Annotated in this window: 15 protein-coding genes; 10 read left to right on the top strand and 5 right to left on the bottom strand. The window is 63.2% G+C overall.

What is annotated here, in order from left to right; translation table 11 throughout:
• Positions 1 to 117: 117 nt before the first annotated feature.
• Positions 118 to 1593, bottom strand: a complete 1476-nt coding sequence (locus tag BHD07_RS15235) for an NAD-dependent succinate-semialdehyde dehydrogenase (protein ID WP_338281340.1) — start codon at positions 1591 to 1593, stop codon at positions 118 to 120.
• A 115-nt stretch (positions 1594 to 1708) separates the two neighbouring features.
• Positions 1709 to 2977: a 4-aminobutyrate--2-oxoglutarate transaminase gene (locus BHD07_RS15230; RefSeq protein ID WP_324763634.1), complete on the bottom strand. Its 1269-nt coding sequence runs from the start codon at positions 2975 to 2977 to the stop codon at positions 1709 to 1711.
• A 214-nt stretch (positions 2978 to 3191) separates the two neighbouring features.
• On the opposite strand from BHD07_RS15230, the gene BHD07_RS15225 reads away from it, so the two are divergent.
• The 5 genes from BHD07_RS15225 (at position 3192) to BHD07_RS15205 (ending at position 9455) form a co-directional block, all read left to right on the top strand.
• Positions 3192 to 4022, top strand: coding sequence for a MerR family transcriptional regulator (locus BHD07_RS15225; protein ID WP_324763635.1), 831 nt, complete (start codon positions 3192 to 3194; stop codon positions 4020 to 4022).
• A gap of 337 nt (positions 4023 to 4359) precedes the next feature.
• Positions 4360 to 5493, top strand: coding sequence for an acyltransferase family protein (locus tag BHD07_RS15220; RefSeq protein ID WP_338281337.1), 1134 nt, complete (start codon positions 4360 to 4362; stop codon positions 5491 to 5493).
• Between the two features lie 16 nt (positions 5494 to 5509).
• Positions 5510 to 6613, top strand: coding sequence for a glycosyltransferase family 2 protein (locus tag BHD07_RS15215; protein WP_338281335.1), 1104 nt, complete (start codon positions 5510 to 5512; stop codon positions 6611 to 6613).
• A gap of 1 nt (position 6614) precedes the next feature.
• Positions 6615 to 7652 (top strand): glycosyltransferase family 2 protein, encoded by a 1038-nt coding sequence (locus BHD07_RS15210; RefSeq protein WP_338281333.1) that lies wholly within the window; start codon positions 6615 to 6617, stop codon positions 7650 to 7652.
• Between the two features lie 9 nt (positions 7653 to 7661).
• On the top strand, positions 7662 to 9455 hold the full coding sequence (locus BHD07_RS15205) for an ABC transporter ATP-binding protein (RefSeq protein WP_338281332.1): 1794 nt from the start codon (positions 7662 to 7664) through the stop codon (positions 9453 to 9455).
• Positions 9456 to 9624: 169 nt separating this feature from the next.
• Here BHD07_RS15205 and fba read toward each other — a convergent pair whose 3' ends face one another.
• Positions 9625 to 10668 (bottom strand): class II fructose-bisphosphate aldolase, encoded by a 1044-nt coding sequence (gene fba, locus BHD07_RS15200; RefSeq protein WP_018098425.1) that lies wholly within the window; start codon positions 10666 to 10668, stop codon positions 9625 to 9627.
• A 644-nt stretch (positions 10669 to 11312) separates the two neighbouring features.
• On the opposite strand from fba, the gene BHD07_RS15195 reads away from it, so the two are divergent.
• Genes BHD07_RS15195 through BHD07_RS15180 form a run of 4 tightly spaced genes read left to right on the top strand, consistent with a single transcriptional unit; the run spans position 11313 to position 16612 of the window.
• On the top strand, positions 11313 to 12911 hold the full coding sequence (locus tag BHD07_RS15195; RefSeq protein WP_100670192.1) for a peptide ABC transporter substrate-binding protein: 1599 nt from the start codon (positions 11313 to 11315) through the stop codon (positions 12909 to 12911).
• 51 nt (positions 12912 to 12962) lie between these two features.
• Complete coding sequence (oppB, locus tag BHD07_RS15190) at positions 12963 to 13886, top strand: oligopeptide ABC transporter permease OppB (RefSeq protein WP_003529067.1); 924 nt, start codon at positions 12963 to 12965, stop codon at positions 13884 to 13886.
• Positions 13879 to 15009 carry an ABC transporter permease gene (locus tag BHD07_RS15185; RefSeq protein ID WP_338281327.1) on the top strand — a complete coding sequence of 377 codons (1131 nt, stop codon included), beginning with the start codon at positions 13879 to 13881 and terminating at the stop codon, positions 15007 to 15009. The genes oppB and BHD07_RS15185 overlap by 8 nt, the downstream gene beginning before the upstream one ends.
• A gap of 1 nt (position 15010) precedes the next feature.
• Entirely contained in the window at positions 15011 to 16612 is a 1602-nt protein-coding gene (locus BHD07_RS15180; RefSeq protein WP_338281325.1) for an ABC transporter ATP-binding protein, read from the top strand.
• A 145-nt stretch (positions 16613 to 16757) separates the two neighbouring features.
• On the opposite strand, the gene BHD07_RS15175 is transcribed toward BHD07_RS15180, so the two are convergent.
• Together BHD07_RS15175 and BHD07_RS15170 are read right to left on the bottom strand one after the other, a co-directional pair.
• Complete coding sequence (locus BHD07_RS15175; RefSeq protein ID WP_338281323.1) at positions 16758 to 18101, bottom strand: sigma-54-dependent transcriptional regulator; 1344 nt, start codon at positions 18099 to 18101, stop codon at positions 16758 to 16760.
• A complete protein-coding gene (locus BHD07_RS15170; RefSeq protein ID WP_338281321.1) occupies positions 18098 to 19918 on the bottom strand; it encodes a sensor histidine kinase in 1821 nt (606 codons plus the stop codon). The genes BHD07_RS15175 and BHD07_RS15170 overlap by 4 nt, the downstream gene beginning before the upstream one ends.
• Positions 19919 to 20191: 273 nt before the next feature.
• On the opposite strand from BHD07_RS15170, the gene BHD07_RS15165 reads away from it, so the two are divergent.
• Positions 20192 to 21124 (top strand): VOC family protein, encoded by a 933-nt coding sequence (locus BHD07_RS15165; RefSeq protein ID WP_338281319.1) that lies wholly within the window; start codon positions 20192 to 20194, stop codon positions 21122 to 21124.
• The last annotated feature ends 42 nt before the right edge of the window (positions 21125 to 21166 follow it).

Raw genomic sequence — 21166 nt, 5'->3', positions numbered from 1 at the left:
GCATGCTTCGGCTGAAGCGTGAACCGTGCCGCAAATCGTCTCCCCCCTTGTGGGGGAGATGGCCGGCAGGCCAGAGGGGCGTCTCGGGGGGCGTCCCGGCGGTCGGCAGGCGCCCGGTCAGATGTTGCCCATGCAGAGATATTTCATCTCGAGATAGTCCTCGAGGCCGTGGCGGGAGCCTTCCCGGCCGATGCCGGATTGCTTGATGCCGCCGAAGGGAGCGGCCTCAGAAGACATGCGGCCCGTATTGATGCCGACCATGCCGTATTCCAGAGCCTCGGCGACATGCCAGACCCGCTTGAGGTTCTCGGCGTAGAAATAGGCCGCGAGACCGTAGATCGTATCGTTCGCCTCGGCCACCACCTGCTCGGCAGTCTCGAAGCGGATGATCGGGGCGATCGGCCCGAATGTCTCTTCCTGCGCGATGCGCATGTCGTGCGAGATGCCGGTAAGCACCGTCGGTTCGAAGAAGGTGCCGGTCGTTCCGATCCGGCTGCCGCCCGAGCGCACTTGCGCTCCCTTGGCTACCGCGTCGGCCACATGCGCTTCGATCTTGTCGATCGCGTGGGCGTCGATCATCGGACCGATGGCGACGTCGGGAGCAAAACCGTCACCGACCGTGAGTTCGCGCACGCGGGCGACGAACTTGTCGGCAAACGCGTCATGCACCGCGGATTGCACATAGATGCGGTTCGCCGAAACGCAGGTCTGGCCGGCATTGCGGAATTTCGCCTGGAGCGCGCCGTCCACCGCCTCGTCGATATCGGCGTCGTCGAAGACGATGAACGGGGCGTTGCCGCCGAGCTCGAGGCTTACCTTCTTGATCTGGTCGGAGCATTGCCGCATCAGGAGCCTTCCGACCTCCGTCGATCCGGTGAAGCTGATCTTGCGAACCTTGGGATTGCTGCAGAGCTCGCGCCCGATCGGGGCGCCTTCGGAGGCGTAAAGAAGATTGAGCACGCCTTCGGGAAAGCCCGCCTTCTCGGCAAGCGCGAACATCGCGCCGGCTACCAGCGGCGTCTGTTCGGCGGGCTTCAGGACGATCGTGCAGCCGGCGGCAAGCGCCGGGGAAATCTTGCGCGCGACCATCGAAGCCGGGAAATTCCAGGGCGTGATCGTGCCGACCACGCCGACCGGCTGCTTGATCACGAGCATGCGCCGATCGTTGGCGGGTGCCGGGAAGGTTTCGCCGTAGACGCGCTTGGCTTCCTCCGCGTACCATTCGACATAGGATGCGGCGTGCAGGACTTCGCCCTTCGCCTCGCCGACGGGCTTGCCCATTTCGGCAGTCAGGATAGAGGCGAGGTCGTCGGCATGCTCGACGAGCAGGTCGTGCCAGCGGCGCAGGATGATGCTGCGATCCTTGGCCGGCTTGCCGGCCCACAGAGGCTGGGCGAGGGCGGCCGCGTCGATAGCCGCGCGTGCGTCATCGATTCCCATGTCCGGAAGCGTCGCGAGCAGTTCGCCGGTCGATGGGTTGGAAACATCGAAGGTGGGACCGGCCGGCTGTCCGGAAGACGGCGTGACTTCGCCGAGGGAGGCTAAGACCTTCGGTCGACGGATGTGTCTGGTGAGTGCGGGCGTCAGGGCCATGGGGCGTCCTCCCGCGATGCCTGCGGCGACCGCAGGCTTCGCTTCTATTCCTTGTGAGGGCGCGGATCGTGCGCCCCGGCATGGGCGACCGCGATAGCGGCCGGTCCGGCAGCCGTCAACCGCGTGCTTCGAGGATCGATGCCTCGATAATGTCGAGGGCTTCTGCGAAGACCTCGTCCTGGATCGTTATCGGCGCCAGGAAGCGGATGACATTGCCATGGACGCCGCAGGTCAGCAGGATCAGCCCCTTTTCGAGGGCAAGGAGGCGGACCTTGTTTGCGAATTCGGCGCTCGGCAGGTTCGTCCTCACGTCGTTGAATTCGACGGCGTTCATGAAGCCGGGTCCGCGGATGTCGACGATTTCCGGTGCTTTCTCGCGGATGGCCGCAAGGCGCTGCTTCAGCCGGTTGCCGAGCTGGTTCGCCCGCTCGCAGAGATTCTCCTCGGCAATCACGTCGAGGACCGCATGCGCGGCGGCGATGCCGAGCGGATTGCCGCCATAGGTCCCGCCGAGGCCGCCCGGCCCGGGCGCGTCCATGATCTCGGCACGGCCGGTGACGGCCGCAAGCGGGAAGCCGCCGGCGAGGCTCTTCGCCATCGTCGTCAGATCCGGCGCGACACCGTGATGTTCCATGGCGAAGAGCTTGCCGGTGCGGGCAAAGCCGGTCTGCACCTCGTCGGCGATCAGCAGGATGCCGTGCTGGTCGCAGATCTCGCGAAGGGCCTTCATGAAGGCGGTCGGGACCGGATAGAAGCCGCCTTCTCCCTGAACCGGCTCGATGATGATCGCCGCGACACGGGCCGGATCGACATCGGCCGCGAAGAGCTTCTTCAGCGCCGAAAGCGACTGCTCGACAGTCACGCCATGAAGCTCGATCGGGAAGGGGGCGTGGAAGACGTCTGCCGGCATCGCGCCGAAACCGACCTTGTACGGGACGACCTTGCCCGTCAGCGCCATGCCCATGAAGGTGCGGCCGTGGAAACCGCCCCCGAAGGCGACAACCGCCTGGCGGCCCGTCGCGGCGCGCGCGATCTTGACGGCGTTCTCGACGGCTTCCGCGCCGGTCGTGACGAAGATGGTCTTCTTCGCGAACTCGCCCGGCACGATCGCGTTCAGGCGCTCCGCCAGATGCACGTAGTTTTCATAGGGCACCACCTGGTGGCAGGTGTGGGTGAAGCGATCGAGCTGCGCCTTGACGGCAGCGATCACCTTCGGGTGGCGGTGGCCGGTATTGACCACGGCGATGCCGGCGGCAAAGTCGATGTAGCGGTTGCCTTCCTTGTCGAAGATCTCCGCGTTTTCCGCGCGCTCGGCATAGACCTGCGTGGTCATTCCGACACCGCGGGAGATGGCTGCATTCTTGCGATCTGTGAGGCTCGTCATCGTTGTCGTCCTGGTCGAGAGGGAATATATTGCATTTTTTCTGCAACTTTTCTCAGGAAGAGGTACATTTTTCAGGATGGATTGCAAATCAAATTTGCTGATCGAGACAACACCCGGATTGATGGGCGCTTCTTGTGCAGCCGCCGCGCTCGCGGCTAGATAGCCGCCAGCGATCGGCGGCACGGATCCGGCACGGTGATGAGGATATGAATTGATGGGCGGTATTGGCACCATTCGCTACAAGGTTGCCGAGGCGGCAAGGCTAGCGGGCGTGTCCGCCTCGACGCTCAGGCTTTGGGAAACGCAAGGTCTCGTCGTGCCGGAGCGTTCGGTGACGGGGCATAGACAATATACCGATGCCGATCTCGCCCGGCTGAAGCGCATTTCCTGGTTCCGCTCCGAACGCGGCCTCAACCCCGCAGCGATCAGGGAGGCTCTGGAGGCTGAAAGCGCCTTTACCGAAGACGAAAATGGCTCCGCCACGCCGACCGACGACAATGGCGACCTGCAGGTCGGGCGGAAGCTGCGCAGTCTGAGACATGCCGCAGGCAAGACACTGGAGCAGGTGGCCGGCGACATCGGCATCGCCGCATCCGTGCTCTCGACCCTGGAGCGGACGTCGCAGGGCGTCTCCGTCGCCGTTCTGCACAACCTTGCCGAATATTTCGGAACCACCGTATCGAGCCTCTCCGGCGAAGGTGAGACAAGAGCGCGCGCGCTCGTGCGGGCCGGCGAATGGCGCAACTGGCCGCGCACGACACCGGGGGTGACGGTGCAGTTGCTGGCCGAAGGCAAGAACCAGATGGATTGCCATCGCTTCGTTCTGGCGCCAGGCGCCTCGAGCGAGGGCGCCTACCGGCATGAGGGGGAGGAATTCGTCTACGTCCTTTCCGGACGCGTGGAGTTCGTGCTGGATTCGGATCAGTTCTACGATCTCCACCCGGGCGACTCCCTTTATTTCGAGAGCCGCCGCCGCCATGCCTGGTCGAACAGGCACGACGGCGAAACCGTGTTGTTGTGGATCAACACGCCGCCGACGTTTTGAAAACATCGGCACTTACAGCGTGAAAATAATTCAGATGTTTATGTGCTGACAGATGTATTCCGACGTAATGAGTCGGGCCGCTGCCAACCAACGCCTACTCGATCGTGCCGACGCTGAATATTGCGCCCAAGACACACTCCCGGCGTCTTGGGAATCGGCCGGCTATGTTGATGAAGGGCGGAACAAAGTTTGGCCCGATTCCCCCGTTCAGCCTCGAACAGTTCTTTAGCCTGCCCGACTGCTTGCTTCCATCGCCAAGCGCTCAACGAACCTGATTGCAGACGATGCACCTGTTCGCGAATCGACGGAAGAAAGCTCGAACGGAGAGGGAGTGTTGATGCAGATGGTGCGCGACCAGCAGCTGGACGGCCTGAGAGCCGTAGCTGTCACAATGGTGCTCTATGCGCATTTCTTCGCAGCCGATGGATCCCATTGGGGCCATCTCGGCGTTCGGCTGTTTTTCGTATTGAGCGGCTTCCTGATAACGCGGCTGCTGCTCGATGCGCGCGACACTGCCCGTTTCGAGCCGGCGACGGCACTCAAATCCTTCTACGCGCGCCGCGCACTTCGCATCTTCCCCCCTTACTTCGCCGTCCTCGCCGCCGTCTTTTTCCTTGATCTGGAACGATCGAAGGAGGTCATGGCGTGGCACGCCCTCTATCTGTCCAATTTCTGGTACGCGCTGCAGAACGAATGGACGCCGTGGGTTCTCTGTCATACGTGGAGTCTGAGCATCGAGGAGCAGTTCTACCTCGTATGGCCATTGATCGTGCTGCTCGTGCCGCGCCGGTCGGTTGCCGGGGTTTGCATCGGCGTTATCGTTTGCTCGCTCGCCTACCGCTTTTACTGGCCGCTCACCGGTACTCCATCACTCGCGCGGGACCTTTTGCCGCCGGCGTCGATGGATGCGCTGGCCGTGGGCGCGCTGCTCGCCGCCCGCCCATCCTGGCGAGTCGGTTGGCCGGCATGGGCAAAACTGAGCTGGATGCCGCTTTCGCTCGCTTCGCTCGTCCTCGTGTGGTCGAAGCCCGTCGCCATGTCACCGGTCGTCGCGTGGTTCGCCTGGATTGGCCTGGAGGTCCTCCCGCTCCTGCCGCTCGCCATGCTGGTCGGCGGCTGTTCGAAGGGAATCGGCGGGCTTGCCGGTCGGCTCGTCGCGCTTTCGCCTTTGGCGGCGCTCGGCCGGATCAGCTATGGCGTCTATCTTTTCCACGCGGTCGTGCTGGCCCTGGTCGTTCAAGCGCAGCCTTTCATCCCGGTCAATGTTTCGGATCAGGGGGCAGGGCGGTTCGTCGTTGCGGGCTCGCTGACCCTGATACTCGCCTCGGTTTCCTGGCTGTTCTTCGAAAAGCCGCTCAACGGGCTGAAGCGCCACTTTCCCTATATTCGTTCCGACGGGGGTGCCGGGGCGGCAGTCGCTATCCCTGGCGCCGGTGGTGACGAAGCCCTGCAGCCCCAGAACCTTCGATAAGCTCACGAGCCGAACCATGCCGACGCCCCTCGTCTCCATCGTCCTGCCTGTCTACAATGCGGAACCGTACATCGCCGCAGCTATCGAGAGCGTGTTGCGCCAGGACTACGAGCGTCTGGAGGTAATCGCGATCGACGACGGGTCGACGGATCGGTCGCGGGACATTCTCGAACGCTATCGCAAGAGCGATTCTCGCGTTTCCATCATTTCCCGCGAGAACCGCGGCCTCATAGCGACACTGAATGAAGGCCTCGCGCTTGCAAAGGGCGAGCTTGTCGCGCGAATGGATGCCGACGACATCGCTTATCCGTCGCGCCTGTCGCGGCAGGTCGCATTGTTTTCCGCAGAGCCCCGGCTCGCCCTTTCCGGCACGGGCATCGACATGCTGATCGGCAATCGGATCATCCGCGGCAAGCCCAATCCCATATACCGCCCGGGAAGCCTGCGAATCCTGTCGATGTTCTTCACCATCTTCATGCACTCGACCGTCGTCTATAACCGTAACGTCATCCCGGAAGAGATGCTCCGCTACGACCCGAACTATGTGCATGCGGAAGATTTCGATCTCTTCAGGCGGATCGCGGATCGTTTCCCAGTCCACATGATCGACGAGGCGCTGGTCGCCTATCGCATCCATGAGGATAGCGTGACCAGCAAGCACAAGCGGCAGATGCGCCGAACCCATTTGACCATCGTCGCCGAGAACCTGGCGCGGGATGCCCTTCTCGGAGAATCCGCAGCCCTCGAAGCGATCGGCGCCGCGGTGACGAGCGAGACGGTGGCACGTCTTGCCGACTGGGTCCTGGCGCTAGAGGGTGAGATTTCGGCCCAGCCGGGCGAGGTTCGGCGTGCCTATGAGGACGGCGCCCTTTGCTTCTTCTACTTCCTCTACCAGCTCATCGCCGACGAGGAGCAGCCGCGACTGACCCATGAGTTCCTGACGCGGACCGGGAAATGGGGCCTCATCCGCCGCCGCGAGCGATACGGGCTGCTTGCGGCCGCTCGCGCACCCTGGTGCAGCCGGATTTCGCTCGCCGCGAGCAAGCGGGTGGATCGGCTCGCGCGCCACCTGCAGTCGGTGCCCGCCGCCAGCGTGCTTTCCGGACATGGCTGGACCTGACATGGCCGTCGAACTGCCTGCAAAAGCGCAGAAACCTCCAAGAGCACCGGCTGCTGGGCACTCGGTGGCCGCTTCATTGTCCGAAGCGTCGGAGCCGTTCGTCAGTTTCATCGTCTGCACGCGCAACCGCGTCCGGGCGCTTGGCGCCTCGATCCGATCGATCGAGGCCGCATGCCATGCCCATGCGGCGAACAGGAGCGAACTCGTCGTCGTCGACAACGGCTCCACGGACGGCACCCCGGAAGAACTCGCACGCATGGCAGCAGCCTCGACAATGCCGATCACGCTCGCCACCGAGCCTCGCCCGGGCCTCGCCGCGGCACGCAATACAGGGATGGCGCGCGCGCGGGGCCGGATTCTCGTCTTCATCGACGACGACTGCGAGGTGGACAGGAACTATCTCGCCGACCTCCAACGGCACTACGCCAGTGGCGACGCGCGGGTCATCCGCGGAGGACGCGTGGAACTCGGCGATCCTGCCGACCTGCCGTTCACCATCAAGCGGTCGAAAGTCGCGGCACGTCTGACCCGCGATGTCCACCCCGGCGGCTTCGTGCTCGGCTGCAACATGACCATGCATCGCGACGTCGCGGCACGCATCGGTCCTTTCGACGAGCGCTTCGGCGCAGGCGCGCCGCTGAAGGCCGCGGAAGATACGGATTACCTGGTCCGGGCATTTCGGCTCGGCATTCCGGTCGAATACGTGCCGGATATGATCGTCCATCATCATCACGGCCGCCGTTTTCGTGCGGCGATCGAAGAACTGCATCGTAATTACAGCCTCGGCAATGGCGGGCTCTGTCTGAAGCACCTGCTCGGCGCGCCCTGGCTCCTCAAGCATTTCGGCTGGACCGTCAGGTCCGCATGCGGCGAAGTTTTCGGAGGCGCGCGCTTCGACCCGAAGCTGCAACTGTCGCATTGGCCGATCGTTTCGATGAACATTGTCGGCGCTGCGCGCTTCGCGCGGATCGCCATGGCAGACGCGGCGCAACCGACCGAACGGCGCCAGCCCGAACAAGCAGCACCGAAGCTCAGGTGAGGACCGCATATGCGTAGATTCCTATTGCCGGGACTGGAGGTCCTGCGCGGCGCGCTGGGGCGGCAAATGCGCCTGCTGCCGGTCGTCGTCATTCTCGGCCTCGCCAGCGCCGCGCTCGAAGGCGCCGGCATCGGCCTCATCATTCCGATGCTGGGCATCATCGCAGGAGATGGACAAGCCAACGGCTTGAGCGGCATATCCGCTTACTTTCAGGCGGTAGGAGCGGGCTTGGGAGACGGCGAACGCCTGCTGGTCATTGCGGCCGCCGTGCTCGCGCTGATCGTGCTCAAGAATATCCTCGCCTTCGCCAACACGCTGCTCACGACCTTCATCTACGGCAAGGCCAGCCACGCCATCCGCAGCGCGCTTTCGGATCAGCTCCTGCGGATTGGATATCCGTTCTTCATGCAGCAAAGTCCCGGCCGGCTGCTCAACATCATTTCCAACGAGTCATGGCGCGCGTCCGACGCGATCCAGACGGTCCTTTCGTCTATCGTGCACGGCTCGGCGGCGGTCATTCTGCTCGCCTTTCTCTTGCTCATGTCCTGGCAGATGACGCTGTTCGTGGCGCTCGGCCTCGTCCTTGTCCAGCTTGCCCATGCAGCGCTCTCCGCGACGCTCAAGGGCCCAAGCCGCCATGTGACCTCCTTCAACAGCGAGCTTGCCGCCAGAATGCTGCATCTCGTTCATGCCGGAAGGCTGATCCGCGTGTTCGGCCAGGAAACACGCGAGAAGGATGCATTCGATTCCGCGTCCGACGCCGTTCGCCGTGCCGGCTTTGCGCTCCAGTCACGACAGGGGGCGCTGCCGCCGCTGACCGAGGTGCTCCACTCGGCGTTGTTTCTGGCCGTGGTGGTAAGCGCCTGGTCCGTCGGCGTCAGCTTTCCGGTGATCGTCGCCTTCGTCGTGCTGCTATATCGACTGCAGCCGCATATGCGCGCCCTGCAGATGTCCTGGAGCCAGATTCAGGGCTGGAGCGGATCGCTCGAAGAGGTGCGTTGGCTTCTCGACTCCTCCGACAAGCCGAAGCCTCCTCAGGGCAATGCCCCGGTCGACGGCCTGCACGAGGGCATGAAATTCGACCGGGTGACCTTCCGGTATCCCGGTTCCGAGGTGCGTCCCCTGGTGCTGCATTCCGCAAGCTTCGAAATCCGCAGCGGCCGTTCCACCGCAATCATCGGCCGTTCCGGCGCCGGAAAGACGACGATCGTCAATCTCCTCTGCCGTTTCGTCGAGCCGGATGAAGGACGCATCCTCGTCGATGGCGTGCCGCTCGACGAGCTCGATCCCGTTCAGTGGCGGCGCCAGATCGCGGTCGCCAGCCAGGACCTCGAACTGGTGGACGGCACCATCCTGGAAAACATCACCTACGGTCAAAGCGCCACACCTGCAGAAGCGGAACGCGCCGCGAAGCTTGCCGAAGCGCACGGCTTCATCGAGCTGCTGCCGCAGGGCTATGAGACGCTCGTCGGCTACAGGGGTGCAAGCCTCTCGGCAGGCCAACGCCAGCGCATCGCGCTTGCCAGAGCGCTGGTGCGCGATCCGGCGATCCTGATCCTCGACGAGGCTACGAATGCGGTGGACGGCCTGTCGGAGGCGGCGATCGTCGAGACGTTGAGATCGAGGGCCGGCAGGCGCACGACGATCGTGATCAGCCATCACCGGAGCACGATCTCGTTCTGCGACGACGTCGTGGTCCTCGGCTCCGGGCGCGTCAAGGGCCAGGCCGCACTGGCGGACGTCGCGTCGCTCAGCATGGACCAGCTCTATGAGCATGAGACCGGCACGGGGGGCGGAGGGTAGAGGTTTGCGGCGCGCGCGCAGACTGCCGGATGCAGGGCGCGCCCGGCTGCTTGTCCATCGACCCTGGTTGCGGGCGCTGAGGCGTGGCCCCTCTACCCGCTGCCGCGACCTCCCCCGTTTGGACGGGGAGAAGGGGCCGGCAGGCGGATGGGGGGCTCTGATCTGAAAATTATGCGGCGGCGTAGCGCTTGGCCATCTCCGGCAACCGCAGCACCCGGATCTTCGATGCCTGGCCGGCGGCGTGGAAGGCCTCGAAGCGCTCCTTGCAGACCTCGGTCATGTGGGCAATTGCCGGCTTCAGATAGTTGCGCGGATCGAAATTATCCGGATGCTCGATATGGTGCTTGCGGATCTCGCCGGTAAAGGCGAGGCGGAGGTCCGTGTCGATATTGACCTTGCGCACACCGAGCGGAATGGCCTTCTGAATCTCGGACACCGGAACGCCCCAGGTCTTCTTCATCTTGCCGCCATAGGCGTTGAAGAGTTCCTGAAGATCGGCGGGGACGCTCGAGGAACCGTGCATGACGAGGTGGGTGTTCGGCAGACGCTTGTTGATCTTGGCGATAGTCTCGATCGAGAGGATCTCGCCGTCGGGTTCGCGGGTGAACTTGTAGGCGCCGTGGCTGGTGCCGATGGCGACCGCAAGAGCGTCGACGCCGGTCTTCGAGACGAAGTCGAGGGCCTGCTCGGGGTCGGTCAGCAGTTCCTCGCGTGAGAGCTTGCCTTCAAATCCATGGCCGTCCTCCTTGTCGCCGGCACCCGTTTCCAGATTGCCGAGGCAGCCGAGTTCCCCTTCGACGGAAACGCCGGCAGCATGGGCGATCTTCACGACTTCCGCGGTGACGGCGACATTATATTCGTAGCTCGCGACGGTCTTGCCGTCCTTCTCCAGCGAGCCGTCCATCATCACGGAGGTGAAGCCGTTGGTAATCGCCGAGATGCAGGTCGACGGCTGGTCGCCATGGTCGAGGTGGAGGCAGACGGGGATATGCGGATATTCTTCCGCAGCGCCGAGGATCAGATGGCGCAGAAACGCATCGCCGGCATAGGCCCGCGCGCCGCGGCTTGCCTGCAGGATCACAGGAGAGTCGGTCGCATCCGCGGCCCTCATGACGGCCTGGATATATTCGAGATTGTTCACATTGAAGGCCGGCAGTGCGTAATTGTTCTCTGCCGCGTGGTCGAGCAGTTGCCGCAATGTGATCAATGCCATTCTTAACTCCCTGATGCTCCGCGCCACTCCAGGCGCCAGTTCAAGCGCACAATAATTCATGCGGGGCGTTTGGCAACCGGGCCGGCGGTCGTGCCGGTCGCTTGATGGACGTGCGTCAGACCAAATTGCTGTGGATGAGAAATCCCCCTGCCAGAAATCGCTACTTTCGCCCTCTGGTGGTGTTGCCAATCTCAGTTGTGCCCGCAGAGCAGCCGCGGGTTTTCGCGATCGGCGGCAGGTTCGGTCCGGAACGTGGCGGTTTTCGGGTCCGCATGAGGGTGAGCCGATGTGCAAAAAGATTGCAGCGATGGGGGCAATTTTTTATGCATATTACGTAAAGTGCCGCTACAATTCATGAAGGTTGCATGACTGCTCTTTCGGAGCATTCTTCCGTAACGAAGCGCAACATGCCGAAGCGATCTACAACGTTGCAGGTGGATCTCCGCGCGCCGGGGCCGGCCGGCAGACCTGCGTCGTGAAAGGGAGGAAATTCGTCGCAAACGCCTATACAACCTGAGCGATTATCGGCGTTCGCGTTTTAAAGAGAAGGCTGCAATTTTCCGGGCAGATCGCTTGCGTTCGCTGAAAATTTGCACTTCTCTCCTGCGATCAATGAACCCAAAACGAGGGGAAGGAGAAGAAAAATGGCTTCACTGAAACTCAATCTCAGGGCCGCTGCGCTCATAGGCTCGCTGCTCATCGGGGCAAGCCCCGCGCTCGCCGAGGCGGTACTTCACCGCGGCAATGCCGGCGAACCGCAGACGCTCGACCAGGCCCATACCTCCATCAACATCGAGGAGTTCATCCTCAAGGACCTCTATGAAGGCCTGACGATCTACGATGCCGCGGGCAAGATCGTTCCGGGCGCCGCCGAAACCTGGGAGCTTTCGGACGACGGTACCGTCTACACGTTCAAACTGCGTGCCGATGCCAAGTGGTCGGACGGATCGCCGGTGACGGCAGAGGATTTCGCCTTCTCCTTCCGCCGCGTGGAGGATCCGAAGACCGCGGCCGAATACGCCAACATCCTCTTCCCGATCAAGAACGCCGAAAAGGTGAACAAGGGCGAAGTGCCGGTCGACCAGCTCGGCGTAAAGGCCGTCGACGAAAAGACCCTGGAGGTTACCCTCGAACGGCCGACGCCCTTCTTCCTGGAACTGCTCGCACACCAGACGGCGCTTCCGGTCAGCAAGGCGAGCGTCGAAAAGAACGGCGCGGACTTCGTCAAACCGGGTGTGATGGTTTCGAATGGCGCATTCAAGCTGACGGCGCATGTGCCGAACGACAGCCTGACGGTGGAGAAGAACACCAATTATTGGGATGCCGCCAATGTCAAGCTCGACAAGGTGATCTTCTATCCGATCGACGATCAGGCGGCCTCTGTCCGTCGTTTCGAAGCGAAGGAAATGGATCTCGCCTACAACTTCTCCGCCGACCAGATCGAGCGCCTGCGCACGTCCTATGGAGAGCAGGTGCACGTTTCCCCGACGCTTGCCACCTACTACTACGCTTTCGACACCCGCCAGGAGCCCTATAGCGATGTCCGCGTCCGCCGGGCACTTTCGATGGCGGTCGACCGCGACTTCCTTGCCAAGGAAATCTACAGCGGTTCGCAGCTGCCGTCCTATTCGATGGTCCCGCCGGGCATCGAGAGCTACGGCGATCCCGCCAAGGCCGACTTTGCCGACATGTCGCAACTCGACCGCGAGGACAAGGCGATCGAGTTGATGAAGGAAGCCGGTTACGGCGAGGGCGGCAAGCCGCTCAACATCGAAATCCGCTACAACACCAATCCCAACCATGAGCGTGTCGCGACGGCGGTCGCCGACATGTGGAAGAACACCTTCGGCGCCAAGGTCTCGCTGGTGAATCTCGACGTGTCGTCGCACTATGCCTACCTGCAGGAGGGCGGCAAGTTCAACGTCGCGCGTGCCGGCTGGGTCGCCGATTACGCCGATGCCGAGAACTTCCTGGCACTGAGCCTCAGCACCAACAAGACCTTCAACTACGGCCATTTCGAAAACGCCGAATTCGATGCGCTGATGAAGAAGTCCTATGAGGAACAGGATCCGGCGGCACGATCGAAGATCATGCACGAGGCTGAAACTCTGCTGATGAAGGAGCAGCCGATAGCGCCGTTCCTGACCCAGGCGGACCTCTGGCTCGTTTCGGAACGGGTCAAGGGCTGGCAGGACAATGCGCCGAATGCGCATCTGAGCAAGTTCCTGAGCATCGCCGAATAACGAACTGAGGCGACGCGCGGGCACCCGCGCGTCGCCTCCGGAGCAAAGTCAATGATCTCCTTCATCCTTCGCCGGCTGGCGAGTGCGGTGCCGACGCTGTTCATCGTCGTCACCATATCCTTCTTTCTGATGCGTTTTGCCCCCGGTGGGCCCTTCAACCTCGAGCGTCCTCTCCCGCCCTCCACGATGGAGAACCTGATGAGGACCTATCACCTCGATCAGCCGCTCTGGCGCCAATACGCCACCTATCTCGGCAATGCCGTCACGGGCGACTTCGGTCCGAGCTACATTTACCACGACAACAATGTCGCGCAGCTGATCGGCAAGGGACTGCCCTATTCGATGGAGCTCGGCTTTTACGCGCTGTTGCTCGCGGTCGTCGGCGGCGTCATAACGGGAACGATCGCCGCCTTGCGGCAGAACAGCTTCCTGGACTTCGCGGTCATGTCGGTTTCCACGATCGGGGTCACCGTGCCGAACTTCGTCGTCGGTCCCGTGCTGACGCTGATCTTTGCGATCGTGCTCGCGTGGCTGCCCGCCGGCGGCTGGGGCGACGGTTCTCTCCGCTTTCTCATCCTGCCGATGATCGCGCTCGCGCTTCCCCAGCTTGCGGTCTTCGCCAGGCTCACGCGCGGCTCGATGATCGAGGCCCTCAATACGGATCATATCCGCACCGCGAAAGCCTATGGCCTGCCGTCCCGCGCCGTGGTCGTGACGCACGCCATGCGCGGTGCCATGCTGCCGGTCGTCTCCTATCTTGCTCCTTGCGCCGCCGCCCTCCTTACGGGCTCGGCCGTGGTGGAAACGATCTTCACTATACCGGGCGTCGGGCGCTACTTCGTGCTCGGAGCGATCAACCGCGACTATACGCTGGTAATGGGCACCGTGATCCTCATCGCCATCTTCGTCATCCTCTTCAATCTTCTGGTCGATATTCTCTACGGCCTGCTCGATCCGAGGGTTCGCCATGACTGATATCGCTCAGATCCCGGCATCGATGCCCGACACCAGAGGCCGAAGCCTCTTTCAGCTTGCAACGCTGCGCTTCCGCCGCAACCGCCCGGCCATGGCCGGTTGCGTCATGCTGGTGCTTATCGCGCTCTTTTCCTTCGTCGGGCCGCTTTTTTCGCCTCACAGCTACGATCAGGTCTTTCCGTCCTATGTCACGATCGGCCCCAGCCTCGAGCCGCGTCCGGACACCTCGACACTTCAGGACGTGATGGAAGGCGTGGCGACCCGTGCACGCGTCACGCTCACGGAATTCAACGTCGAAGGCCAGACCTTCACCGCCACCGTGACCTCGGACGAGCCTATCGATCCTCGCGCCACGCGCTATTTCGACCGGGCGAACGAGTTCGAGAACACCGAGGTGGTCGCGACGGAGAACGACGGCCGTACCCTGAAGGTCGAGGGCGAGGTGGCTCGGGAATATTTCCCCTTCGGCACCGATTCCAATGGCCGCGACCTGCTTGTCCGGGTGATGCTGGGCGGCCAGATCTCCATCGCCGTCGGCCTGCTGGCGAGTCTCGTTTCGCTCGGCATCGGCGTCGTATACGGGGCGACATCGGGCTATATCGGCGGGCGCGTCGATAACGTCATGATGCGCCTGGTCGAGATCCTCTATTCGCTGCCCTTCGTTTTCCTGGTCGTGGTGCTCGTCGTCTTCTTCGGCCGCAGCTTCATCCTGATCTTCCTGGTGATCGGGGCTGTCGAATGGCTGGATATGGCCCGCATCGTGCGCGGCCAGACGCTGGCGCTCAAGCGGCGTGAGTTCGTCGGAGCGGCGCAGGCGCTGGGTCTGACCGACTGGCAGATCATCCGCCGGCACATCATCCCGAATACGATCGGTCCGGTCATCGTCTTCGTCACCGTCGTCGTGCCGAAGGTCATCCTGCTCGAGAGTTTCCTGTCGTTCCTCGGACTGGGTGTGCAGGCGCCTCTTACGAGCTGGGGTGCCCTGATCTCGGAAGGTGCGAACAATATACAGTCGGCGCCGTGGCTCTTGATCTTCCCCGCCATCTTCTTCGTCGTGACGCTGTTCTCGCTGAATTTCGTCGGCGACGGCCTGCGCGATGCGCTCGACCCGAAGGACCGCTGACATGACAGAGATGAAGGACTCCATTCTCGCTGTGCGCGGCCTGAAGGTCGACTTTTCCACCCCTGACGGCACCGTCGAAGCGGTCAAGGGCATCGATCTCGACGTCCGTTCCGGCGAGACGCTCGCAGTTGTCGGCGAATCCGGGTCGGGCAAGAGCCAGACCATGATGGGCATCATGGGTCTGCTCGCCAAGAACGGGACGGTGACGGGTTCGGCGCGCTATCGCGGCCAGGAACTCGTGGGCCTTGCACCGAAGGCACTGAACAAGGTGCGCGGCTCGAAGATCACCATGATCTTCCAGGAGCCGATGACTTCGCTCGACCCGCTTTACACGATCGGCCGCCAGATCGCCGAGCCGATCGTCCATCACCGGGGCGGCAGCTTCAAGGAGGCGCGCAGGCGCGTCCTCGAGCTCCTGGAGCTCGTCGGCATTCCCGAACCGGGGCGGCGCATCGACAGCTATCCGCACGAGCTTTCCGGCGGCCAGCGCCAGCGCGTCATGATCGCCATGGCGCTTGCCAACGAGCCGGACATCCTGATCGCCGACGAGCCGACGACCGCTCTGGACGTGACCATCCAGGCCCAGATCCTCGATCTGCTCAAATCGCTGCAAAGGCGCTTCGGCATGGCGATCGTTCTGATCACCCACGACCTCGGCATCGTCAAGTACTTCGCCGACCGGGTCGCGGTCATGCGCCGCGGCGAGGTCGTGGAGCAGGGGGTGACGGCCGATATCTTCGAGCGGCCGAAGGCGGACTATACCAGGATGCTGCTGGAGGCCGAACCGAGCGGGCGCAAGCCTCCGCCTTCCGACAATGCCCCGATCATCCTGGAGGGTCGCAATGTCGCGGTGGACTATACGATCCCTGGCGGCCTCTTCCGCGGAGCCTCGGCCGCTTTCCGTGCAGTCGACGGCGTCAATCTGAGGCTCAGGCAGGGTCAGACGATCGGGATCGTCGGCGAATCCGGCTCCGGGAAGTCGACGCTCGGCCGGGCGCTGCTGAGGCTTCTGCCGAGCAGCGGCTACTACCGTTTCGGTTCGACCGACATTTCCGGCTTCGACCGCGGCGCGATGCGACCGCTGCGCCGCCAGCTGCAGCTCGTCTTTCAGGACCCTTACGGGTCGCTCTCGCCACGCCGGACCGTGGGGGAGATCATCACCGAAGGCCTCCATGTGCATGAGCCCGACCTGAGCCGTGCCGACCGCGACCGCAGGGCCATCGCAGCGCTGAAGGAAGTCGGCCTCGACCCCGCCTCGCGCAACCGCTATCCGCATGAATTCTCCGGCGGACAGCGCCAGCGCATCGCGATCGCCCGCGCGATCATCCTGAAGCCGAAGGTCGTCATTCTCGACGAGCCGACTTCGGCCCTCGACCGGTCGGTGCAGGGGCAGGTGATCGACCTCCTGCGCGATCTGCAGGAAAAGCACGGTCTCTCCTACGTCTTCATCAGCCACGATCTTTCGGTGGTGAAGGCGATGTCCGACTATGTGATCGTGATGAAGAACGGCCGGATCGTCGAAGAGGGGGAAACGGACGCGATCTTCGATGCGCCGAGGGAGCCCTATACCAAGACGCTGATCGGAGCCGCGTTCAACGTGTGAGGCAGGCAATCTCGTGCCGGATTGCCCTCATCCCGCCGCCGCGACCTTCTCCCCGCGGGCGGGAAGAAGGGACTTATATGGGCCGACTTCGTCAACATGACCGCACATTTTCAGGGCATCCCCTCACCCCGCGTGCGGGGGAGCACTACCGCTCCTCCGATAACGCCTTCTTGTCGAGCCCGAACTTCTGCATCTTCTCGTAGAGCGTCTTGCGTGAAATGCCGAGCGACTCGTAGACGGGCTTCAACGCGCCGCCATGGGCCGCGAGAGCGCTGGCGATGACGCTCTTTTCGAAGGCGGCCACCTTGTCGGCCAGGCGCCGGCCGTTCGCCGATGCAAGCACTTCTTCGCGTTCGGCTTCGAGCCCGAGGACCAGACGCTCCGCGGCATTGCGCAACTCGCGCACGTTGCCGGGCCACTCGCGTGCGGCAATTTCCGAAGCGAGCGCGGGCGAGACGACGATGTCGTCCCGGCCGTAGCGAGCGGCGGATTCGCGGACGAGCTGCATGAAGAGCAGGGAGATATCGGAACGGCGCTGCGAAAGCGTCGGCACTCTCAAGGTTGCGACGTTCAACCGGTAAAGCAGGTCGGCACGAAAGCGGCCGCTTGCTACCTCGCGTTCCAGGTCGACCTTGCTGGTCGCGATGAAACGAACATCGAGCGGTACGGTCTCGTTCGAGCCGAGGCGCGTTATGACCCGCTCCTGCAGCACGCGAAGGAATTTCGCCTGGAGATCGAAAGGCATGGAGCCGATCTCGTCGAGCAGGATGGTGCCGCCGCGGCCATGCTCGAATTTGCCGTAGCGCGGCCTGAGCGCTCCGGGGAATGCGCCCGGTTCGTGCCCGAAGAGCTCGCTTTCGATCAGGTTTTCCGGAAGAGCGGCGCAATTGATGGCGATGAACGGGCCGCTCGCGCGGCTGCTCAAATCGTGGAGCGCGCGGGCGACGACTTCTTTTCCAACTCCCGTTTCGCCGATGATCAGCGTATCGGCGTCGGAGGCGCCGATCGCCCTGATGCGGTAGCGCAGGTCGACCATTGCCTGGCTTCGCCCGGGCAGCCGCTGTTCTATGTCGTCGCGTTTGCCCGCAACGGCCCGCAGGCGGCGGTTCTCGAGCACGAGACCACGCCAATCGAGCGCGCGGCGAATGGTGCCGGCAAGCATCTGGGCGGTGAAGGGCTTTTCGACGAAATCATAGGCGCCCTCGCGCATCGCCCGGACCGCCAGCTGCACATCGCCGTGTCCGGTCACCAGGATCACCGGCAGTTCGGCATCGATCTCGCGGATGCGCTGCAGAAAGGTCATTCCGTCCATTCCGGGCATGCGGATATCGCTGATGACGACGCCGTGGAAGCTGAAGGCGATGCGTTCGAGCGCATGCTCGGCGCTGGCAAACGTATCCACCCGGAAGCCGGCGAGTTCCAGCGCCTGAGCGCTGGAACGACGCAGTTCCTCTTCGTCGTCGACGAGCAGGATGCGGCTTTCGCTCATTCGGCTGCCTCCCGCCCGGCTTCTCCGGCAACCGCAAGCTCGATACGAAAGACCGCGCCACCCTCCGGATGGTTCGACACGGTGAGGCTTCCTCCGAAATCCTTGATGATGTTGTAGGAAATGGACAGGCCGAGTCCTAGGCCTCTTCCCACGCCCTTCGTCGTATAGAACGGATCGAAGATGCGTTCGGCAACAGCCGGAGCAACGCCCGCGCCGCGATCGCGCACCGTCAGCACGACCCTGCCGCCTTCGCGCCAGGCGCGCACCGAAAGCTTGCGATCGTCAAGTCCCTCGACGGCGTCGGCGGCGTTCGAGATCACGTTGACGAGCACCTGCTGCAAGCGGACCGAACCGGCAAGGACCGCCAGCTCATCGCCGAGATCGGTATCCATTTCCGCGTCTGCCGCTTTCAACCGGACTGCCACGATCTCCAGCGTGTCGCGCATCACCTCGTCGAGACGAACCGGGCCGAGCTTTTCATTGGGTTTTCGCGCAAAATTGCGCAGGTGACGGCTGATCGAGGCCATACGGTCGATCAAGCCCGAAATCCGCCGGACATTGTCGCTCGCCTCGGCCGTGCGGCCACGCTCGATGAGCAGCGCGGCGCTGTCGGCATAGGTCTTGGCGGCGGCGAGGGGCTGGTTGAATTCGTGAGACAGGGCAGCGGACATCTGCCCGAGGCCGGCGAGTTTGCCCGCCTGGATGAGATCGGCCTGGGTCTGGCGCAACTGCTGCTCGGTGAGCCGCCGTTCGGCGATCTCCGCTTCGATCTGCGAATTGACGCGCGCAAGATCCGCCGTGCGCTCCTCGACGCGGCGCTCGAGTTCCTCCTGCGCCTGCTCCTGCATCAGAATGCGCTCCCTGAGCCGTGCGCGCCGTTGGATGATGATCGCGATCGCCAGGCCCGCGAGGCAAAGGAGCAGCATGACGGCTGCAACCGTGGTCAGGGCCTGGGTCCGCACGGATGCGGTGTCCGTAAGAACGTTCACGGTCCAATCCGCCTCCGGCATATAATGCGAGAGGGCCAGATATTCCCGCTCGCTGCCCTCGGACACCTTTAGCAATCGATGTCCGGAAAGCTCGCTTTGTACGACCGGCAGGGGGCGGAGCGTGGCGTCCGCATAGCGCCGCGAGCCCTCCGTCCGGGCAAGCCGGTCAGGCGTCAGCGGCAGGATCCCGGCATAGAGCCATGCAGGATTGCCGCTCATGAAGATGATGCCTTCGGGGTCGGAGACGAAGATCCGGTATTCGCCACCCTGCCAGGAGGCTTCGATGGTTTCGATATCCACCTTGAACACGATCACGCCGCGGATGTCCCCTCCGACGCGGACCGGCGCACCGAAATAGTAACCGCGCTTCAGCGATGTCGTGCCGAGAGCATAGAAGCGGGACTGGTTCCCCTTGAGTGCGTCCTGGAAATAGGGGCGGTAACTGAAATTCTCGCCGACAAAGCTCGTCGGTCCATCGTAATTGCTGGCGGCGATCGTGTTGCCGTCCGGTGTGATGACGTAGATGTCGGAAGACTTGAGGAGTTCGTTGATCTCCTTGAGATACGAATTGACGGCCCCGCGCAGCCGCCGATCGCGCGGACGCGTGACCAGTTCCTTGACGTCATCATGGTCGGCGATCAGCGCGGGCAGGGCCTGATAGCGGTTCAGGTGACCGCTAAGGGCCGCAACCGCCAGCCGCAGAGCCGTGTTCGCCTGCGACGAGGCCTCCTGCATATAGCTGCGCGTGGCGACGGCGGTTCCCTGGACGGCGATCAATCCTGCGGCTGCCGGCAGGAGAAGGAGGGCAAGAACGAGACGGTATTTCACGGGATGGCCGGGCTCCTCCTCCCGCTCGCGGTGTTGGCCGCAGGATCGAATGTTGCCGGCCGCCGCGATGCTAAATGGCGCTCTGACGCGTGGCAAGCTGCCATGCAGGCAGTCCTCTCCGGTCTGTGGTCGTAATTGTTAACGGTCATCCTGTCGTGTCAACATCCCATTGACAATCCGTTCTTTCGCAACGGTCTTTCGCTCTCGGCGTCCAGAGAGCATCTAACCGACATCAACGCACCCCGCAAAGCGCGGGCAGAAAGGAAGCGGATCATGCTTGACCAGATCAAAGGCCTGCATCACGTAACGTCGATGGCGGACGACGCCCGCACGAACAACCGGTTCTTCACCGGTACGCTCGGCCTGCGCCGCGTCAAGAAGACGGTGAACTTCGACTCGCCGGATGTCTACCATCTCTACTATGGCGACGAGACCGGCACCCCCGGCACGGTGATGACCTATTTTCCCTTTCCGCAGATGCCGCGCGGCCGCGCGGGCACCGGAGAGGTCGGGACGACCGTCTTTTCAATCCCGCGGGGCTCGCTCGGCTTCTGGCAGGAGCGCCTGGCGGCACTCGGTGCAAGCGGTCTCAAGCAGACGGAAAGCTTTGGCGAAAAGCGCCTGAACTTTGCCGGTCCGGACGGCGACGGCTTCGCTCTCGTCGAGGTCGAGGATGACCCGCGTACGCCCTGGACCGAAGGCGGCATCTCCTCGGATCACGCCATTCGCGGCTTCCACTCGGTCGCCATGCGGCTACGCGACGAAGGCGCGACTGCGGAACTGCTGAAGTTCATGGGTTACGAGGAACTCGACCGCAAGGACGGCGTAACCAGGCTGATCGTGCCCGGCGGCAACGGCGCGAGCCTCGTCGATCTGGAGACGCTGCCAAACATCAGCCGCGCCGCACAGGGTGCCGGCTCGGTTCACCACGTCGCATTCGCCGTCGACAACCGCGAGAAGCAGTTGGAGGTGCGCAAGGCGCTGATGGACACCGGCTACCACGTGACGCCGGTGATTGACCGGGACTATTTCTGGGCGATCTATTTCCGCACGCCGGGCGGCGTTCTCTTCGAGATCGCCACGAACGAGCCCGGTTTCGACCGGGACGAGGACATCGCGCATCTGGGAGAGGCGCTGAAGCTGCCGCAGCAACACAAGCATCTGCGCCCGGTTCTCGAAAGCCATTTGCAGAAGCTGGACGCCTAGCGGCACCTGTGCGCTCCTTCCGCTGGCGCAGGAAGGAGCGCA

This window comes from Sinorhizobium sp. KGO-5 (assembly GCF_036245905.1).
Lineage (GTDB): Bacteria > Pseudomonadota > Alphaproteobacteria > Rhizobiales > Rhizobiaceae > Sinorhizobium > Sinorhizobium meliloti_A.
The sequence above is the reverse complement of the archived record's forward strand: the minus strand, read 5'-3'. Positions and strand labels throughout refer to the sequence as shown.